Origin of the sequence: Xanthomonas hyacinthi (assembly GCF_009769165.1) — a bacterium.
GTDB classification, from domain to species: Bacteria; Pseudomonadota; Gammaproteobacteria; order Xanthomonadales; family Xanthomonadaceae; genus Xanthomonas_A; species Xanthomonas_A hyacinthi.
Genome location: NZ_CP043476.1, coordinates 1988377 through 2006927, shown reverse-complemented (window position 1 = coordinate 2006927; position 18551 = coordinate 1988377). Strand labels below are relative to the sequence as shown.

The window sequence follows — 18551 nt, the reverse complement described above, 5'->3', positions numbered from 1 at the left end:
CGCGGCGCACTACGCGTGCGCACGCGACGGTTAGACTTGGCCCGCCGGCGCCGCCTTCATGAGCTGTGAACGGCCATCCCTCTAGTTTCCGCTGCACAAGGAGCCAATGCCGATGCGTTACAGCTTGCATGCCATCGTGGGAAGCGCGTTGCTGATACTGGCCGCCTGCAGCAGTGCGCCGCCGGTAGCGCCACCGCCGCCACCGAAAGCGCCGCCGATGCCCACCACCGGCACCGCGCAGCAGGCGCAGGCGGTGCTCGCGCCGGCCTCGGGCAGCCTGGTCAGCGGCAAGCTGTCGCTGGTCGCGGCGCCCGGCGGCGTGCGCATCACCGGCACCCTCGGCGGCCTGCAGCCGAACCGCGCGTTCGCGTTCCACGTGCATGAGCGCGGCGATTGCAGCGCGGCCGATGCCAGCAGCGCCGGCGGCCACTTCAATCCGCTCGGCGGCCCGCACGGCCGCGCCGGCAGCGGCCCGCACCACGCCGGCGACATGGACAACCTCAGCGCAAACGCCGCCGGCATCGCCCAGGTCGACGTGCTGCTGCACGGCGTGGTGCTCGGCGGCGGCGCGGCCAACGACATCGCCGGCCGCGCACTGGTCGCGCACGCCGACGCGGACGACTACCGCAGCCAGCCGGCCGGCAACGCCGGCGCGCGCGTGGCCTGCGGCGTGATTCGCGTGTTGCGCTGACCGATCATCCGCCCGGGGCTTGCTCCGCGGCGAACGTCCGCATTCCGCGGCCCCTGCAAGGAGAACCACTCATGCGTGCGCTTCCCACTGTGCTGTTTCTGGCCACCACCCTCGCGCTCGGCGCCTGCAAGCGCGAAGCGCCTGCTGCCGACGCTCCGGCCGCGGCGACGCCGCCGGCGGCCGCCACCCCGGCCCCGGCCGCCGAGCCTGTGCCCGCTGCCGCGGCCCAGGCCGCCGCCAGCGCCGCGCTGAGTCCGACCCAGGGCAACCAGGTTGCCGGCGAGGTCAAGTTCGACGTGGTCGACGGCGTCGTGCACGTCGCCGGCACCATCACCGGACTCGCGCCCAACAGCGAGCACGGCTTCCACATCCACGAGTTCGGCGACTGCAGCGCGCCCGACGGCAGCAGCGCCGGCGGCCACTTCAATCCGGCCAAGTCCGAACACGGCCAGGTCAGCGCCGATCCGCACCACGGCGGCGACATGCCGAACCTGAAGGCCGACGCCGACGGCAAGGCCACGATCGACGCGGCGGTGTCCAACAACGTCAACATCGGCAAGGGCGACGGCTTCGACATCCTCAACCACGCGGTGATCGTCCACGCCGACCCGGACGACTACAAGACCCAGCCCACCGGCAACGCCGGCGGCCGCCTGGCCTGCGGCGTGATCAAGGGCAATGCGACCGCGGCGGCGGCGGCCCCGGCAGCTCCCGCCGCGCAGTAAGGCGCGACGCAAGCCGTCGCACGCTGCTGCAGGATGGCCGCTGGCCCAGCGCAGCGGCGGCGACGGGTTCTCCGAAGCCGGCCAGTCGGCCGGCTTCGGCGCCTTAGCCTTCTTGTGGAGCGGCTTCAGCCGCGACAGACGAAGTCAGCCAGCCGGCTGGCTTCGCAGCCAGTCGGGGTTGAAACCCCTCCCATAGTGCACCCGGCCGGATGCCGGACGTTTTTGTAGGGCGGCTTCAGCCGCGACCAACCGCGCCGGCACGTCGCCCGCTCGTGGATCTGCCGATGACGCCATTGCCGACCGCGTCGGCTGCCCCGCGATCAGCGCACTTCACGCCGCCAGCAACGCCTGCCTCGCGTCCTGCCCGGCCTCGCAGTGCACATACAGCACCGGCATGCCGTGCGCTTCCAGCACCGCGGCCAGTTGCCGCTGCCGGGCCAGGTAGTGTTCGTAGACCCGCTGCAGGCGCTCGCAGTCCTGGCGGTCGTGGGCGTAGTACGCGCACCAGCCGGCCGGGTCGAACAAGGCCATGCGCACTTCGCCGCCGCGGTAGCGCAGCAGCGGCTCGGGCGGGCTGGCCAGCCACTCTTCCTGGTCCGGCGCCAGCAGCGCGGTCTCGATCAGCGGCCACAGCGGCGCCAGGCCCTGGTTGTCGTACTGCATCGACATCATCGCGGCCAAGTCGTTGACCGTCAGGTAGCGCGCATGTTCGATCTGCGCGCCGAACGCCTGCTGCGCCAGCAGCGCGGTGTCCGGCTGCGCCATGCCCTGCGCCAGCAGCACGTCCTCCAGCGCCGCGGCGACCGGCGCCAGCGTCTGCGCCGGCCCGCTGAGCAGGAACGGCACCACCCGCAGCGCACCGCCGCGCAGGCCGGCATCGGCCTGGAACGGCAGCGGCACCGCGCCATCGGCAGCGGCGCCGAACGCCAGCAGGCGCGGGCCGGCGTCGCGACCGGGCGCGCGCGCGCGCAGCTCGTCCAGGCGCCGGTGCATCGGCCAGCCCGGGCGCAGCACCTCGGCGGGGTCGAAATGCGCGCCGGCCAGGCTCAATTCCAATTCGCGCAGCGCCGGCACCAGTTGCGCCAGGTCGCGGCCGACCTTCCCGGCCAGCTCCGCGGCCAGGGCGTGCGGCAGCGCCGCGTGGGCCGGGGCGAGCCCGGCGGACAGTTCCAGGGCGATCACGCCGCGGGCATTCATGCTGGCAATGGCTTGGCTCATGGCTTGGCGGTTGGCCCGTCGCGGGCGCAAAGCTACACTCGCTGCATTATGCCTGCGCTAACGTGCAGGCCATGTCCCCGACCCCTCGCGCGAGGTAATCCCATGCCAGTAGCCCGCCCCGTCGCCATTCTCGGCGGCGTCCGTATTCCGTTTTGCCGGCAGAACACGGCGTATGCGGATGTCGGGAACCTCGGCATGTCGGTGCGCACGCTGGGCGCACTGGTCGAGCGCTACGGCCTGCACGGCCAGCAGCTGGGCGAGGTGGCGATGGGGGCGGTGATCAAGCACTCCAGCGACTGGAACCTGGGCCGCGAGGCAGCGCTGTCGTCGGGGCTGTCGCCGCTGACCCCGGGCATCACCCTGCAGCGCGCCTGCGGCACCAGCCTGGATAGCATCATCACCGTGGCCAACAAGATCGCGCTGGGGCAGATCGAGTCGGGCATCGGCGGCGGTTCGGACACCACCTCCGAGGTGCCGATCGTCTATGGCAAGAAGCTGCGCGCGCGGCTGCTGGCCGCCAGCCGCGCCAAGACCACCGGCGACAAGATCCGCGCGCTGACCCGCAGCTTCAAGTTCGCCGAACTCAAGCCGGAATTCCCCGGCGTGGCCGAGCCGCGCACCGGCAAGAGCATGGGCGACCACTGCGAGGACATGGCCAAGCAGTGGAACATTGCGCGCGACGCGCAGGACGCCTGGGCGGTGTCCTCGCACCACAAGCTCGCCGCGGCCTACGAGCGCGGCTTCTTCGCCGAGCTGATCGCGCCATTCCGCGGCGTGGAGCGCGACAACATCCTGCGCGCCGATACCTCGCTGGAAAAGCTCGCCACGCTGAAGCCGGCGTTCGACAAGGTCAGCGGCCGCGGCACCCTGACCGCGGCCAACTCCACCCCGCTGACCGACGGCGCCGCCGCGGTGCTGCTGGCCTCGGAGGAATGGGCGCAGGCGCACGGCCATGTGCCGATGGCGTATCTGCGCGATGCGCAGGTCGCGGCGGTGGATTTCGTGCACGGCGAAGGCCTGCTGATGGCGCCGACCATCGCTGTGCCGGACATGCTCAAGCGGCATAACCTGAGCCTGCAGGACTTCGACATCTACGAAATCCACGAGGCCTTCGCCGCGCAGGTGCTATGCACGCTGCGCGCCTGGGAGAGCGAGGACTACTGCCGCACCCGGCTCGGCCTTGACGCGCCGCTGGGGCAGATCGATCCGGCCAAGATCAATCCGCTGGGATCCTCGCTGGCCACCGGCCACCCGTTCGCCGCGACCGGCGCGCGCATCGTCGCCACCGTGGCCAAGCAGCTGGTGGAACGCGGCGGCGGCCGCGCGCTGATCTCGATCTGCACCGCCGGCGGCATGGGCGTGGTGGCGATCGTCGAGCGCTGAGCGTCACCCCGGCCGCGATCGCAGGCGGGTTGCGTGCCCGCGTTGCCGCCGAACCGTCCCTGCGCCCAACGCTTAGCGCTTATCGCGGCGCATCCGCCGCGCTACCCCGCGCGCCGCCGCCGGCCTCATTCCTGCAGGCGCGGGAAACCGTGTTCGTCGCGGCGCTCGGCGCTGCCCGGATCCGGATCGCTCGGGATCACCGGTGCGCGGGCCGCGGACAGCGGCTGGGCGCGTTCGCCGCGTTGCACGCGCAATGCGTTGGCGTAGCAGCGCTGCGCCATGAACGGGTCGCCGGCCTCGGCATAGCCATCGCCGAACGCCTCCCAGGCCTCGGCACCGGCGCCCAGCGCCAGCGCGCGGTGCAGGAACTCCTCCGACTGCGGCCACTGTTGCTGCTGACGCGCCAGCCGCGCCAGGGTCAGCAGCAGGCCCGGGCTGTCCGGATGGCTCTGCAGCCAGCGCTGCGCACTGGCGCGGCGCGAATCGTATTTCTCCACCGGCAGACGTCCGTACAGCGCCGCCAGGCCTTCGTCCCAGCGCGTTTCCAGCGCCTGTTCCATGCTGCGCAGCGCCGCGTCGTCCCAGTGCAGCGCGGCGGCGCGGACCGCGTAGGCCTCGACCACGGCCGCTTCGCTGCGCAGCGACTTGGGCAGGCATTCCCAGCGCTCGGCCAGCGCGTTGGCGTCGCTCGCCTGTTGCAGCGACGCCGCGGCCAGGCGCGCTTCCAGCGGGCCGATCGCCTCCAGCGGCAAGGCCTGCTGCTGGCGGATCGCGCCGAGCTGCCCATAGGCCTCGCCGGCGCGGCCGATGCTGGCCAGCGCCTCGGTGCGCAGCAGCAGCCCGCGCGGCGGCAACGGCTGCGCCGCGGCCACGTCCAGCGCATTGATCGCATCGACCGGACGCTGTCGGGCCAGGTGGCGTTCGGCCTGCAGCAGCGCGTGCGCGCCCGCGTCGCGCGCGGCCAGGCGTTGCAGGTAGCCGGTGGCAGCCTCCGCATCGGCACGCGCATCGGCTGCGCGCACCGCCGCGACCAGGGCGATGGCGCTGACTTCGGGATCTTCCGCGGCGGCATGCAATTGCTTGTCGGCGCGCGTCCATTGGCCGTTGTGCAGCGCGGTCAGGCCTTCGATCAGGCGTGCGCGCGACTGCTTGCGGCGATGCCGGCCCCAGGCGCGGAGCGGGAAGCTGAGCAGGTTCCACAGCAGCAACAGCGCCAGGAAGGCGATCACCAGCAGCAGCGCCGCCTGCGGCAGCGGCGAGATGTAGTCGTTGCCGCCGGCACGCACGATCACTTCGCCAAGGTCGCCCAGCTTGTCCTGCGCCAGCCATTGCGCGCCGATCACGCCCAGCGCGATCACCACCAGCAATACGATCAGGGAACGGAGGGATTTCATGGTTGGCTCCTTGCGTCGCGCATGTGGCGCAACTGCTGCAGGGTGGTGCCCAGCTCGGGGACGGCCGGGCGCAGGGCGGCGTTGCACAGGGTCTGCAGCGTGCGGCGGCGTTCGCGCAGCGGCACCGAATCGGGCCACAGGCGTTGCAGCCAGGTGCCGGCGCGGGTCAGCGCAGCGCGATAGCCGCGCGCATCGCCGCGTTCCAGCGCGGCGCGCGCCAGGTTCAGGTCCAGCTGCAGCGCGTCGCGCGCGGCGACCCGCTCCGAACGCGTGGCCAGCACGCCGCCCTGGGCGGGGCGGATCTTGACCAGCGGCGACAGCAGCCGTTGCCACAGCGGCGCCTGCGCGCGCTCGGGCAGTTGCGTGGGCAATGCCTCCAGGCTGGCGGCGAAGGCGTCCAGCTGCGCCGACAGGCGCGCTTGCGGCCCCTCGCCAAGCGCGTCCAGCGCGGTGCGCTCCTGCAGCAGCACCTGGCGCAGGTTGAGATAGCGCGGATCGTCCACGCCGTCCAGCACGCCGCTGGCCAGCGCATAGGCGCGGCGGGCGCCCTGTGCATCACCGGCCAGGTGCAGACGCTGCTGGCCCTGGCTCAGCAGCAGTTCCACCTCGTCCAGGCGCAGCGCCTGCGCGCCGTGGCGGTTGGAGTCGGCGAGCTTGCCGAGGTTGTCTTCGAGCAGCGCGCTGCGCTGGCTCAGGCCGAGCATCTCGTCGCGCAGCACGCGGTTGGTGCTGGCCGCGTCCTGCACCCGCTGCACGGTGGCGCGCTGGTCGCGGCGCAGGGTTTCCAGATTCTGTTGCAGGGCCTGCAGTTGCTGCTGGGTCGCGGATTGTTCGGCCAGCGCGCGCGCGCTGCGCGCCTGCCACCCGTCCCAGCCGCGCCAGCCGGCCAGCGCGAGCGCCGCCAGCATGGCCAGCGCCAGCAGCAGCCAGATCCAGCGCGTGGAGCGGCGGGGCGTGGACGAGATTTCGGTCATCGGCAGCATCCTTGTCGGCCTGCGTCCCGTCGCGACGATGGCGACGGCCGCACGCACGGCACCGCGGGAGCATGGCGTGAGCGGCACTGCGGCCGCAAGCCGCTGGCCGGCGCGCGTTCAGCGAGGTGGCGAGCGCGTCACGATCATGGCGGCGGCCGTGGCCAGTTGCCGCGGCAGCGGACCGGCGGCGCAGGCGATGTCGGCGAAGCCGAGTTCGGCGGCCAGCGCGGCCAGCCGCGCGCTGGCCGCGACCAGCGGCTGCGCGCGCCATGCCGCGGCCAGATCGTCGGGCAGCTGCGCCAGCACCAGCCGCAGCGCGGCGCCGCTGCTCAGCGCCAGCACCCCCGGCGCCGCGCCGCGCAGCCGGGCAATGCGCGCGGCGGGCAGGGGCAACGGCACCCGGCGGTAGACATCGGCGCGCTGCAGCGGCGTGCCGCGCGCCTGCAAGCGTTCGGCGATCAGGCCGCGACCGCCGGGCGCGGTGACCAGGCCGACGGCGCCGTCGATGGCGGCCAACTGCGGCAGGGCGAGCAGGCCATCGCTGTCCATCCGGGCCGGCACCGCGACCTCGGCGATGCCATGGCGCTGCAGCGCCCGCGCGGTGCCGGCGCCCACCGCCAGCCAGCATTGTCCGGGCGCCGCCGCCAGCGGCTGCAGCGCCGCGGCCGCGCGCACCGCGGCGGGGCTGCTGAAGATCACCCGCGGCGCGGCCAGCGCCAGCGCCAGCGCGGCGCGCGTGGTGGCGTCGGCACAGGCCTGCAGGCGCCAGGGCGAGACCGCCAGCAGGCGCGCGCCGACCCGCGCCGCGGCACGCCGCAGCGGCGCGTGCTCGCCCTGCGGGCGCAGCGAGATCAGGGTCCAGGCCGCGGCGGCAGCGGTTGCATGTGCGCTCATGCCAGGCATTATGCGAGCCCCCACCGGCAGCACAATCGCACCATGGCCGCGGATCTTCCTTTCGATGCGTTCCTGCAGCAGCTGCAGCGGCAGTTCGAGGCGATGCCGCCGGTGGCGGCGCTGCAGGTCGCGCTGCAGGGCTACGCCGCGCAGCGCCTGCACCTGGTCGCGCCGCTGGCGGCCAACCTCAACGACAAGGGCAATGCCTTCGGCGGCAGCCTCGGCTCGGTGATGACCCTGGCCGGCTGGGCGCTGGTCAATTGCGAACTGCACCGCGCCGGCCTGCAGGCCGACGTCTACGTCGCCGACACCCAGGTGCGCTACCTGGCACCGCTGTACGCCGACCTGCATGCGCAGGCCAGCGCCGATGCGGATGCCGACTGGGGCAGCTTCGTGCAGACCTTCCGCCAGCGCGGCCGCGCCCGGATCGGCATCCAGGCCCAGGTCGGGCCGGCCGCTGCCGCCGCGGCGGCGACGCTGAGCGGGCGTTTCGTCGCCATCGCGAAAGGGTAGGATGCGCGCACCGCTCGCGCCTACCCGGAAACCCGCCATGCCCTCGATGTTCCGCGCTCTGGCGCTGCTGCTGGTGCTGGGTTTCGCCGGCACCGCGCTGGCCGGCAGCCGCAGCCAGCAGAACAAACTCGACGATCTGCAGACCGCCTACGGCGCGGCGATGCGCTGGAGCGAGTTCGAGTCGGCCTGGGCAGCGGTGGACCCGGCCTACCGGCAGGCGCATCCGCTGACCGACCTGGAGCTGGAGCGCTATCGCCAGGTGCAGGTGTCCTCCTACAAGGTCGGGCGGGTCGGCGCGCTGGACGGCGACGCGGTGCGCGACATCGAGCTGGGCGTGATCAACCGCAATACCCAGGCCGAGCGCATCGTGCGCTACCGCGAGCGCTGGCGCTGGGATGCGCAGGCCAGGACCTGGTGGCTGCTGGACGGGCTGCCGGACGTGTGGAACGGCCAGTAGCGCCGCCGGCCAGCTGTGCGACAATCGGCGCCCGCTTCCAGCCCCCCATTCCTGTGAACTTCGAAGAACTGCTGGCCTTCGCCGGCCGCAACCCGATGCTGGCCCTGGCCCTGGTTGGCCTGACCATCGCCCTGATCGTCACCGAAATCGCGCGCCTGTTCCGCGGCTTCAAGACCCTGCGTCCGGCCGAACTGACCCGCCTGATCAATGCCGGCAACGCGGTGCTGGTCGACCTGTCGGCCGCGGCCGATTTCGAGAAGGGCCATATCGCCGGCAGCCGCAACGCCACGCCGAGCCAGTTCGGCCCCGAGCACAAGCTGGTGGCCAACGCCAAGGCCGCGCCGGTGGTGCTGGTGTGCCGCACCGGCAGCACCGCCGATGCCGCCGCCAAGCAGTTGAAGAAGGCCGGCTTCGAGCAGGTATCCGTGCTCGACGGCGGCATCGCCGCCTGGCAGCAGGCCGATCTGCCGCTGGTCAAGGGCCGCTGAGCGCGCTTCCCGGCCGGGCGCCGAGCGCCGCGGCCGGCATGTGATGTGATGTGATAATCCCGATCCTTTTTGTTAGCTGAATCCACCGGAGTCAAGAGAATGTCCGACGTCACCAACAACGGCGCCACGGCGCCGGCCGAAACCGCGGCTGGCCCCGCTTTCACCATCGAGAAGATCTACGTCAAGGACGTGTCCTTCGAGTCGCCCAACGCGCCGGCGGTGTTCAACGACAACGTGCAGCCGGAGCTGCAGCTCAACCTCAACCAGCGCGTGCAGCGCCTGAACGAGCAGGCCTTCGAAGTGGTGCTCGCGGTGACCCTGACCTGCACCGCCGCCGGCAAGACCGCGTACGTGGCCGAAGTGCAGCAGGCCGGCGTGTTCGGCCTGGTCGGCCTGGACCCGCAGGCGGTGGACGTGCTGCTCGGCACGCAGTGCCCGAACATCCTGTTCCCGTACGTGCGCGCGCTGGTCAGCGACCTGATCCAGGCCGGCGGCTTCCCGCCGTTCTTCCTGCAGCCGATCAACTTCGAAGCGCTGTACGCCGAGACCCTGCGCCAGCGCGCGCAGCAGGACGAGACCCAGTCGCTGGCCGACTCGGAGCCGGCCGGCAACGCCTGAGCGCGTCCGCCGTTCCACATGCGCGATAACCCTGCGAAGAAGATCGCCGTCCTCGGCGCCGGCTCCTGGGGCACCGCCCTGGCCGCGCTCGTCGCCCGGCACGGTTTTCCGACCGTGCTGTGGGGACGCGATGCCGCCGTCGCCGAGGCGATCGGGCAGCGCCACGAGAACCCGCGCTACCTGCCGGACATTGCGCTGCCGGCGGCGCTGGAGGCCACCACCGACCTGGCGGCGGCCGTGCACGGCGCCGACTGGATCCTGGTGGTGGTGCCGTCGCACGCCTTCACCGAAACCTTGCACCAGCTGGCGCCGCTGCGCCCGCCGCAGGCCGGCGTGGCCTGGGCGACCAAGGGCTTCGAGCCGGGGTCCGGACGCTTCCTGCACGAAGTGGCGCAGCAGATCCTGGGCGAGGACGTGCCGCTGGCGGTGGTGACCGGGCCGTCGTTCGCCAAGGAAGTGGCGCTGGACCTGCCGACCGCGGTGACCGTGCACGGCGATGCCGCGTTCGCGCAGCAGGTCGCCGACGCGATGCACGGTCCCACCTTCCGCGCCTATACCGGCGACGACATGGTCGGTGCGGAGCTGGGCGGGGCGATGAAGAACGTGCTGGCGGTGGCCACCGGCGTGGCCGACGGCATGGCGCTGGGCTTGAACGCCCGCGCCGGCCTGATCACCCGCGGGCTCAACGAAATGCTGCGGCTGGCCGCAGCGATCGGGGGCAAGCCGGAAACGCTGATGGGCCTGGCCGGACTCGGCGATCTGGTGCTGACCTGCACCGGCGACCTGTCGCGCAACCGGCGCCTGGGCCTGGCCCTGGGCCGCGGGCAGACCCTGCAGGACGCGGTCCGCGCGATCGGCCAGGTGGTCGAGTCGGTGCAGACCGCCGACGAGGTGATGCGCCAGGCCGAACGCCATGGCATCGACCTGCCGATCTCCAACGCGGTGCGCGCGGTGCTGCATGGCGAGCTGACCCCGGCGGTGGGCCTGCAGCAATTGCTGGCCCGCGAGCGCAAGCCCGAGTATCCGACCACGCTGTTCAGCTGATCGTTTGCGGTGGCAGCGAAAAAGCCCGGCTCCGGCCGGGCTTTTTTGTGTCTGCAGCCGTTCGCGCCGGGGAGGGGGGCGCGCAAAAAAAGCCCGGTCCTGGGACCGGGCTTCGAACCGCGCGCAGCGAGAGAGAGACGCGGCGCGCAGTGCTACGCGGTGCCGCTTACCAGCTGAAACGCGGGCCGACGAACCATTCCTTGTCGCCGTCGCGGTTCATCTTCAGGTCCGCGCTCAGGCCCCAGTTCTGGTTGAGCTTGGCCTGGGCGCCGAGGCGGCCGTAGAACTCGCCGTCCGGGTTGATGCCGTCCTTCTTGGTGTAGTCCTCGTAGCCGCCCAGCGCATACACCTCGAAGTACGGGTTGAACGCGGTGCGGATGCCGACTTCGGCGCTGTAGCCGTTGAACTTGGTGCCGTCTTCCGGGTCGAAGCGGTTATAGGCCACGCGGGTCACCAGGTCGGTGCTGGTCGAGATCTCGTGGTTGTAGCCGGCGCCGATGCGCCACTGGTCGACATCGACGTCGCCCAGGTCGGTCTTCTGGCGGCTGAAGTCGCCGAACACGCTGAAGTTCGGGTTGATCGCGTAGGAACCCTTGACGGCCCAACCATCCGCGTCGCCGCCGCTGGCGTCGGTCTTGATGTAACCGCCTTCGACGTAGTTGTAGGACAGGCCTTCGGCCGCGGAGGCAGCGAACGGCAGAGCGGCCAGGAGGCCGAGAGCGAGCAGAGAAGTCTTCATGATCGGGATACCCTTGTTATTGGTTTAGTCGGCGCTGAGGCGTGGGCCGTTCGCTGCCGAGATGTAAATTATCCGTTAGCGACCCGAACTTGCCCTGAATTTCAAACTGACCGGTATATAAATTTAGACGCCGTGTTCAGGAACTTTTGGGGTGCAGTGTGGGGAGAACCCCATCGTTGGGCAGGTAGTGGACGAACCATGGGGTTCGCGGGGGCGGCAAACGAGGGTGTTCGTCCCCAGCGAGCTGGATGGACCTTGCGCCGCTGGCCGCAACCGGGGGGAGGTCGCAGGCTCATGCCTGGTTTGGACGTTGCGCAGTGCAGTCTTGGTGGCACAGGTTCTCGGCCACCTGTCGGCGACCCCGCCCCGGACGCCGCGACAGCCGTGGCGCGCCTTGCTCGAACAGTCCGTCCAGGCGCCGCAGCGCCTCGTCGACCCTCTCGCGTACCGGGCGCAACGGATGGCTTGCAGGGATGAATTCCGGCAGTCGCTCGACCGTGAACAACTGCTCGCTGAAGACGTCTGCGCCACGCATGGAATTGGATGACGTCACGCTACGGCAGGAAAGGCATTTCGGCAGCCTGTTTTAGGTAAGCTCTGGCGTGCCTTGCAGATGGGTGAAATCAGATGGCCGAAAAATTTTCGGTACGGCTTTTCAGACGTTGGTTAGCCGCACTTTGCTTTAGCGCGAGCCTCGGATCTGCCGCGTCCGCCGAGTCATTGCCGCCATCGACCGAATCTCGGTCTGCTGATGAGTCGCAGTTCTTTCCATCGTCTGCCGACGAGCTCGCCTCGCGCGGCGGACTTGAGACACGACTTACTCGGGTCCGATCTCAGGCCGATCGCTCGGCAACCGCGCATGAAACATTCTCTGCGTTTGAAAGCATTTTTGGCGCCTGCTTGAAGCACTACGCGTATTACGAGCTCATCAGCTCCCGCGATGGCGACAATACATCGGCGCGGGAAGCCTTGGAAAACATAGAGAAGCTTTGTTCCGAGGCATCGGCCGGTGCAAAGAAAGCGCTCTTGAGCAGCTCCCCAACGGCGTCCTGGACGAAGCCCTACGCCTATCTTCGTCTGAAGGCCAAGCGCGACCAGGCGCATAGTTTCGCTCAAGGCAGCGATGCCCTGGCTGAATCGTCGGCACGCGCTTTGGAGCGCTTCGAGCGTCTCTACGGCCTGACCCTCCGCGCTGCCGACTTCGCGACTATCCAGGCGAATACCCAATCGCTCAATGCGTTCTTCGACTACAAGACCCTGATGGCGCTTCCCGATGCATCTATCCGCCAAGCGGCATGGAACAGCTACTGGTCGGGACTCCAATCCAGCAAGCAGATACTGGCGAATATCCTGCTCGGCATTACCGAGGTCAAGAATGGCAGAGCCATCGCACAAGGCTATCCGAATGCTGCCGATGCCGCGTATTCCGCCATGGGGCTGACTGTGCCGGAGGTGAGCGCCACGATCCTGTCCATGCAACACCACTCTCGATCATTGAAGGCGTATCAGGCACTGCTGGGTGCAGCCGACAGCGCCGATCAGCGGGAAACCGTGCCTCCTTGGGACGTGGCTGCATCGGAAGGCGGCCAGCAATCGCATCTCCTTTCCCTATCCCAACTACAACAGATTGCGCGTCGCGCTACTCGCAGGCTGGGCGCAACGCACTCCGCGGAGATCGCAGCAGTCCTCGATCCAAACGGTCATCGGATGGATTTTTCCACTCGTCAGGGTGCAAGGGCAATGGATGCCTTCTCCATCACGGCACCCGGCGTTTCCTCGGTCCTGTTTGTCGGCTACCGTCGTCCCGACTTGGAAAGCGACGTCGAAGTCGTGCATGAAGCCGCGCATGCCGTGCATGGGCAACTTATGAACGCACAAGGGACTTCTCCTTTGAATCGGAACGGTGCGCCTTGGTTGATGGAGGCCTTCGCCATCCTGGATGAATTGCTCTTCCGCGAGCAGCTCGTCCGGGAGGCGAAGGACCCGGACCGGCAGGAGTATTACCTCAGAAGCCTGGTGGACGACTTGGCGCTGCAGTTGTTTACATCGGCGGAGGAAGCGCAACTTGAAGATGCGATCTATCGCGGCGTTCTAGATGGCAAAATCGGTTCATCCTCCGAGCTGGATGAACTTACCCGCTCGATCCTGTGCAACTACGAGCTTTGGCCACGCCAGCATCCAGAGCTTGCTGGTACCTGGGAGAGCAAGCGGCTCTTCTATCAGGATCCACTCTACCTCGCCAACTACCTCTATGCCGGGCTGATTGCGGTCAAGCTGTATGCCCTCAGCCAAGAGAATGACGCCGGATTCCGCCAACGCTACGCCACGCTCCTAGGACGAGGCTTTGAGGCTGAACCTGGCTCCATGATCGAGGAATTGCTCGGCGAGAAGCTCGATTGGGTCCAGCTGGTTAACGATGACGTTCGCATTTTCGACTCGAAGGTCGCGCAACTGCGTACAGCGCGCGCAGCACGCCTTCGATTCGGCTACCCCAGCGCCCCCAGCCGCCACGCCCAGGCCGGCAGGGTGGCCAGCGACAGCAGGCTGCCGTAGCCGACCAGCGCCGCCGCCCGGTGCGAGATCGCCGGCGCGGCGGCGGTGATCGTCGTCGGCAACGAAGCAATAGATCTAGATCTTGACGACGTCGAAAAGCATCGGGGCTGAAGCCCCTCCTACAGCGTCCAGCCGAGCCATCGCTAGCCGCCGCGGGTGCCTCGGCCATCCCTCGGCCATCCGCGGCGACAAGCGCAGTGGTGGATCGCTCGGCGCCTCGCGCCATCGCGCGCGATGGCGCGATCCTGGCCGTGGCGCGAGGGCAAGCGCGCCTCAGGGCCAGGCCGGCGGGCTGGCCTGCCAGGCCGCCTGCACCTCGGACAGGGTGGCGCGTTCGTCCTCGCGCCAGGCCGGCAGCAGCCTGGCGAAGTCGGCGCCCGGGCCCCACTGGTCCGGCCAGGTGCGCACCGCGGCGGCATACCACTTCACCGCCTCGTCCTTGCGGTCCAGCCGCCACAGCACCAGCGCCAGCGTCGGCGGCACCCAGTCCGGTGCCGCCGGGCGGCCGTTGACCAGCCCGCTCCACTGCGCCAGCGCGCGCCCCGGATCGCCGGCACGCAGCAGGTCCCAGCCGTAGTTCCATTCGATCTGGCGGCGTTGCGCGCCGACCGTCAGCGTGCGCAGTACCGCCTGGTACAGCTCTTCGCCCAGTTCGCGGCGGCCGCCGGCCATGGCGATGGACGCCAGCTGCGCGCGTGCCTCGGCCGCGTTCGGATCGCGCCGCACCGCGGCGGCAAGGCGGTCGACCAGCGCATTGCCGCTGCCGGCGATCGCCACCACCGGGCGCGTGGTGCTGCGGTCCTGGTCGAAGTAGAACTCCTTCGGCGCCGGCACGGCCGCTTGCGCCCCGGCCGCGCTCGCGCCCACCCAGGCCAGCATCGCGGCCAGCGCATATGTATGTGCATTCACTGCTGACAACCCCTGGAGGTGGTCCCCTCACCCGACTGCATCCTAACCGCGTCCGCCACCGGGGGCGAGGGGCAGGTTCACAAAAATGCCGCTGATACAATCCACCGATCGTGCACGGTCTGCGCCGCGCGCGCGCCAGCCTTCCATCCCGGGCAAGCCATGAACCGCATCGCCGATCCGCGTCCGCCGTCTTCCCTCGCCGTGCCGGCGGCCGCCGGCGTCGACGCCGGCTATACGCTGGAAGACAAATACACCCGCAGCGACGGCCGCATCTACCTGTCCGGCGTGCAGGCGCTGGTGCGCCTGCCGCTGATGCAGCAGTTGCGCGACCGCGCCGCCGGGCTGAACACCGGCGGCTTCGTCAGCGGCTACCGCGGCAGCCCGCTGGGCGGCTTCGACCTGGAGCTGTGGCGCGCACGCACGCACCTGGACGCGGCCAACGTGAAGTTCCAGCCCGGCCTCAACGAGGACCTGGGCGCGACCATGGTGTGGGGCACGCAGCAGACCAACCTGTTCCCCGGCGCGCGCGTGGATGGCGTGTACGCGATGTGGTACGGCAAGGGCCCGGGCGTGGACCGCTGCGGCGATGTGTTCAAGCACGGCAACGCCGCCGGTACCTCGCGCCACGGCGGCGTGCTGGCGCTGGCCGCCGACGACCACGCCTGCCGCAGTTCGACCCTGCCGCACGGCTCGGAAGAGGAATTCGTCAGCGCGATGATGCCGGTGCTCAATCCGGCCGGGGTGCAGGACATCCTCGACCTGGGCCTGCTCGGCTGGGCGATGAGCCGCTACACCGGATGCTGGATCGGCTTCAAGACCATCGCCGAGACGGCGGAATCCTCGGCCTCGGTGGAGCTGGATCCGTTCGCGCGGCGCATCGTGCTGCCGGAAAATTTCGAACTGCCGCCGGGCGGGCTCAACATCCGCTGGCCGGATCCGCCGCTGGACCAGGAGATGCGCCTGCACCGCTACGCGGTGCGCGCCGCGCAGGCCTTCGCCCGCGCCAACGGCGTGGACCGCACGGTGATGGATTCGCCGCACGCGCGGCTGGGCATCGTCACCACCGGCAAGAGCTACCTGGACGTGCTGCAGGCGCTGGAGTACCTGGGCCTGGACGCGCGCGCCTGCCGCGACATCGGCATCCGCGTGTACAAGGTCGGCATGAGCTGGCCGCTGGAGCCGCTCGGCATCGCCGCGTTCGCGCAGGGCCTGGACGACATCGTGGTGGTGGAGGAGAAGAAGGCCTTCATCGAGCGGCAGATGAAGGAGCAGTTCTACAACTGGCCGGCCAGCGCCGGCCCGCGCCCGAGCATCGTCGGCAAGTACGACGAGGCCGGCGAATGGATCCTGCCGTCCACCGGCGAGCTGACCCCGGCGACCATCGCCGCGGTGATCGGCAGGCGCATCCAGCGCCTGCTGCAATCGAGTGCGATCAACACCGAGTCGATCGAGCAGCGGCTGCGCTGGATGGAGGCCAAGGAAGCGGAAATGGCCTTGCCGCGCGCCAATTTCCCGCGCGTGCCGCACTACTGCTCGGGTTGCCCGCACAACACCTCCACCGTGGTGCCGGAAGGCTCGCGCGCGCTGGGCGGGATCGGCTGCCACTACATGGTGACGTGGATGGACCGTTCCACCGACACCTTCACCCACATGGGCGGCGAGGGCGTCACCTGGGCCGGGCAGGCGCCGTTCACCGATACCCCGCACGTGTTCCAGAACCTGGGCGACGGCACCTACTTCCACAGCGGTTCGCTGGCGATCCGCCAATCGATCGCCGCCGGCGTCAACATCACCTACAAGATCCTCTACAACGGCGGGGTGGCGATGACCGGTGGGCAGCCGGTGGACGGCAGCCTGAGCGTGCCCGACATCGCCCGGCAGATGCGCGCCGAAGGCGTGCACAGCATCGCCCTGGTCAGCGACGACATCGGCAAGTGGACGCGGCGCCGCGAGCAGTTCCCCAGCGAGGTGGAGTTCCACGACCGCAGCGAGCTGGACGCGGTGCAAAAGCGCCTGCGCGAGGTCAAGGGCACCAGCATCCTGATCTACGACCAGACCTGCGCCACCGAGAAGCGGCGCCGGCGCAAGCGCGGCAAGCTGCCCGATCCGGCCAAGCGCGTGCTGGTCAATTCGCTGGTCTGCGAGGGCTGCGGCGATTGCGGCGAAAAGAGCTTCTGCGTGTCGGTGCTGCCGAAGGAGACCGAGTTCGGGCGCAAGCGCCAGATCGACCAGTCCGGCTGCAACAAGGACTACTCCTGCGTCTCCGGCTTCTGCCCCAGCTTCGTCACCGTGCACGGCGGACAGCTGCGCAAGGGCCGCAAGGCCGACGCGGCCGCGCTGCTGCAGGACCTGCCGGCGCCGGTGTTCCGCAGCGATCTGGCGCAGCCCTGGAACATCCTGATCACCGGCGTCGGCGGCACCGGCGTGGTCACCATCGGCGCGCTGCTGGGCATGGCCGGGCATCTGGAAGGCAAGGGCGCCAGCGTGCTCGACCAGACCGGGCTGGCGCAGAAGGGCGGCGCGGTCACCACCCATATCCGCCTGGCGCGCCAGCCCGAGGACCTGCACGCGGTGCGCATCGCCGCCGGCGAGGCCGACCTGGTGCTGGGCTGCGACATGGTCGTGGTCAACGACTACTGGGCGCTGTCCAAGGTACGCGGCGACCGCTCGCAGGTGGTGCTCAACACCTACGAAGCGATGCCCGGCACCTTCACCACGCATCCGGACATGCAGTTCCCCGCCGCCGCCATCGTCGCCGGCGTGCGCCTGGCCTTGGGCGGACGCGAGCCGCTGCTGCTCGACGCCACGCAACTGGCCACCGCGCTGCTCGGCGACGCCATCGCCAGCAACCTGTTCATGCTCGGCTACGCCTGGCAGCAGGGGCTGGTGCCGCTGTCGCACGACGCACTGATGCGCGCGATCGAACTCAACGGCGCGGCGGTGGCGATGAACCAGCAGGCCTTCGCCTGGGGCCGCCTGGCGGCGCTGGACCTGGCCGCGGTGCAGCAGGCGGCGGGCACGCCGGGCAGCGTCGCGGCCGCGGCCGAAGCCGCCGCGCAACGGCTGCAGCAGCTGCCGCCCGGCGAGTGGGAAGGCCACGAGGGCGCCGCCAGCGCCGCACCGCGCAATCCGCACAACGCGCGCCAGGCGCGCGACCTGCCCGCCGCCGGCGATGCCGCCGACAGCGGCCATGCGCCGCTGGACGACACGCGCCTGTCGTGCTCGCTGCACGAACTGGTCGCGCGCCGCCGTGCGTTCCTGGTCGATTACCAGGACGGCGCCTACGCCGCGCGCTACGCCACGCTGGTGGAGCGCGTGCGCGAGGCCGAGCAGCGCGTCGCCGCCGATTCGACCGCGCTGACCGAGGCGGTGGCACGCTACGCGTTCAAGCTGATGGCCTACAAGGACGAATACGAAGTGGCGCGGCTGTACACCAGCGGCGATTTCCAGCGCCAGCTGCAGCAGCAGTTCGACGGCGCCTATTCGCTGCGCTTCCACCTGGCGCCGCCGCTGCTGGCCAGGAAGGACGCGCAGGGCCGCGCGCTCAAGCGCGAATACGGGCCGTGGATGTTCACCGCGTTCAAGTGGCTGGCCAAGCTGCGCGTGCTGCGCGGCGGTGCGTTCGACCTCTTCGGCTACAGCGCCGAACGCCGCGGCGAGCGGCAGCTGATCGCCGACTACGAACGCAGCGTGGACGAGCTGCTGGAACGCCTGGGCGCCGACAACCTGGCGCTGGCGGTGGAGATCGCCAGCGTGCCGGAACACATCCGCGGCTACGGCCACGTCAAGGCAGCGCACCTGCACGAGGCCAAGCAGCGCGAAGCGCGGCTGCTGGCGACCTGGCGCAACCCGAAGGCGCTGCATATCGTGCAGGCGGCTTGAGCTACGGAGTCGCTGCGCGATGCAGCAACGGCGGTCGCGGCTGAAGCCGCTCCTGCAGTGCACCCGGTC

At 70.1% G+C, this 18551-nt stretch carries 16 protein-coding genes and 2 pseudogenes; 10 read left to right on the top strand and 8 right to left on the bottom strand.

Annotated elements, in window-relative coordinates; genetic code table 11:
- The first annotated feature begins 112 nt into the window (after positions 1–112).
- Both FZ025_RS09035 and FZ025_RS09030 read left to right on the top strand, forming a co-directional pair.
- Positions 113–691, top strand: coding sequence for a superoxide dismutase family protein (locus FZ025_RS09035; RefSeq protein WP_046978679.1), 579 nt, complete (start codon positions 113–115; stop codon positions 689–691).
- A 71-nt stretch (positions 692–762) separates the two neighbouring features.
- The gene (locus tag FZ025_RS09030) at positions 763–1416 is read left to right on the top strand and encodes a superoxide dismutase family protein (protein WP_104558367.1); all 654 of its coding nucleotides are present in this window, start codon (positions 763–765) and stop codon (positions 1414–1416) included.
- A gap of 330 nt (positions 1417–1746) precedes the next feature.
- Here the strand turns inward: FZ025_RS09030 and FZ025_RS09025 are convergent, their stop codons facing one another.
- Positions 1747–2634 carry a hypothetical protein gene (locus tag FZ025_RS09025; protein WP_046979317.1) on the bottom strand — a complete coding sequence of 296 codons (888 nt, stop codon included), beginning with the start codon at positions 2632–2634 and terminating at the stop codon, positions 1747–1749.
- 102 nt (positions 2635–2736) lie between these two features.
- Between FZ025_RS09025 and FZ025_RS09020 the strand changes: the two genes are divergently transcribed.
- The gene (locus tag FZ025_RS09020) at positions 2737–4017 is read left to right on the top strand and encodes an acetyl-CoA C-acetyltransferase (RefSeq protein ID WP_046979318.1); all 1281 of its coding nucleotides are present in this window, start codon (positions 2737–2739) and stop codon (positions 4015–4017) included.
- Positions 4018–4142: 125 nt separating this feature from the next.
- On the opposite strand, the gene FZ025_RS09015 is transcribed toward FZ025_RS09020, so the two are convergent.
- The 3 genes from FZ025_RS09015 to FZ025_RS09005 all read right to left on the bottom strand — a co-directional run bounded on the left by FZ025_RS09015 (position 4143) and on the right by FZ025_RS09005 (position 7279).
- A complete protein-coding gene (locus FZ025_RS09015; RefSeq protein ID WP_046979319.1) occupies positions 4143–5411 on the bottom strand; it encodes a heme biosynthesis protein HemY in 1269 nt (422 codons plus the stop codon).
- A complete protein-coding gene (locus FZ025_RS09010) occupies positions 5408–6385 on the bottom strand; it encodes a uroporphyrinogen-III C-methyltransferase (RefSeq protein ID WP_046979320.1) in 978 nt (325 codons plus the stop codon). The genes FZ025_RS09015 and FZ025_RS09010 overlap by 4 nt, the downstream gene beginning before the upstream one ends.
- Positions 6386–6502: 117 nt before the next feature.
- Entirely contained in the window at positions 6503–7279 is a 777-nt protein-coding gene (locus FZ025_RS09005) for a uroporphyrinogen-III synthase (protein WP_386268469.1), read from the bottom strand.
- A 42-nt stretch (positions 7280–7321) separates the two neighbouring features.
- Between FZ025_RS09005 and FZ025_RS09000 the strand changes: the two genes are divergently transcribed.
- The 5 genes from FZ025_RS09000 to FZ025_RS08980 all read left to right on the top strand — a co-directional run bounded on the left by FZ025_RS09000 (position 7322) and on the right by FZ025_RS08980 (position 10399).
- Complete coding sequence (locus tag FZ025_RS09000) at positions 7322–7792, top strand: YiiD C-terminal domain-containing protein (protein ID WP_046979322.1); 471 nt, start codon at positions 7322–7324, stop codon at positions 7790–7792.
- Positions 7793–7829: 37 nt separating this feature from the next.
- Positions 7830–8249 (top strand): hypothetical protein, encoded by a 420-nt coding sequence (locus FZ025_RS08995; protein ID WP_046979323.1) that lies wholly within the window; start codon positions 7830–7832, stop codon positions 8247–8249.
- Positions 8250–8302: 53 nt separating this feature from the next.
- Positions 8303–8737, top strand: a complete 435-nt coding sequence (locus FZ025_RS08990) for a rhodanese-like domain-containing protein (RefSeq protein ID WP_046979324.1) — start codon at positions 8303–8305, stop codon at positions 8735–8737.
- Between the two features lie 99 nt (positions 8738–8836).
- Positions 8837–9355: a protein-export chaperone SecB gene (gene secB, locus FZ025_RS08985; RefSeq protein WP_046979325.1), complete on the top strand. Its 519-nt coding sequence runs from the start codon at positions 8837–8839 to the stop codon at positions 9353–9355.
- An 18-nt stretch (positions 9356–9373) separates the two neighbouring features.
- On the top strand, positions 9374–10399 hold the full coding sequence (locus FZ025_RS08980; RefSeq protein ID WP_046979326.1) for an NAD(P)H-dependent glycerol-3-phosphate dehydrogenase: 1026 nt from the start codon (positions 9374–9376) through the stop codon (positions 10397–10399).
- A 166-nt stretch (positions 10400–10565) separates the two neighbouring features.
- Here FZ025_RS08980 and FZ025_RS08975 read toward each other — a convergent pair whose 3' ends face one another.
- Both FZ025_RS08975 and FZ025_RS08970 read right to left on the bottom strand, forming a co-directional pair.
- Positions 10566–11138 (bottom strand): OmpO family porin, encoded by a 573-nt coding sequence (locus tag FZ025_RS08975; protein WP_046979327.1) that lies wholly within the window; start codon positions 11136–11138, stop codon positions 10566–10568.
- A gap of 400 nt (positions 11139–11538) precedes the next feature.
- Positions 11539–11673 (bottom strand): annotated as a pseudogene (locus FZ025_RS08970) (IS5/IS1182 family transposase); the annotation flags it as partial.
- 92 nt (positions 11674–11765) lie between these two features.
- On the opposite strand from FZ025_RS08970, the gene FZ025_RS08965 reads away from it, so the two are divergent.
- A complete protein-coding gene (locus FZ025_RS08965; protein WP_146093525.1) occupies positions 11766–13691 on the top strand; it encodes a M3 family metallopeptidase in 1926 nt (641 codons plus the stop codon).
- Here FZ025_RS08965 and FZ025_RS08960 read toward each other — a convergent pair.
- Positions 13625–13759: pseudogene (locus tag FZ025_RS08960) on the bottom strand (AEC family transporter); the annotation flags it as partial. The gene FZ025_RS08965 and the pseudogene FZ025_RS08960 overlap by 67 nt on opposite strands.
- A gap of 205 nt (positions 13760–13964) precedes the next feature.
- On the bottom strand, positions 13965–14570 hold the full coding sequence (locus FZ025_RS08955) for a tetratricopeptide repeat protein (protein WP_046979329.1): 606 nt from the start codon (positions 14568–14570) through the stop codon (positions 13965–13967).
- 189 nt (positions 14571–14759) lie between these two features.
- Between FZ025_RS08955 and FZ025_RS08950 the strand changes: the two genes are divergently transcribed.
- Positions 14760–18482 (top strand): indolepyruvate ferredoxin oxidoreductase family protein, encoded by a 3723-nt coding sequence (locus FZ025_RS08950; protein WP_046979330.1) that lies wholly within the window; start codon positions 14760–14762, stop codon positions 18480–18482.
- Positions 18483–18551: the final 69 nt, after the last annotated feature.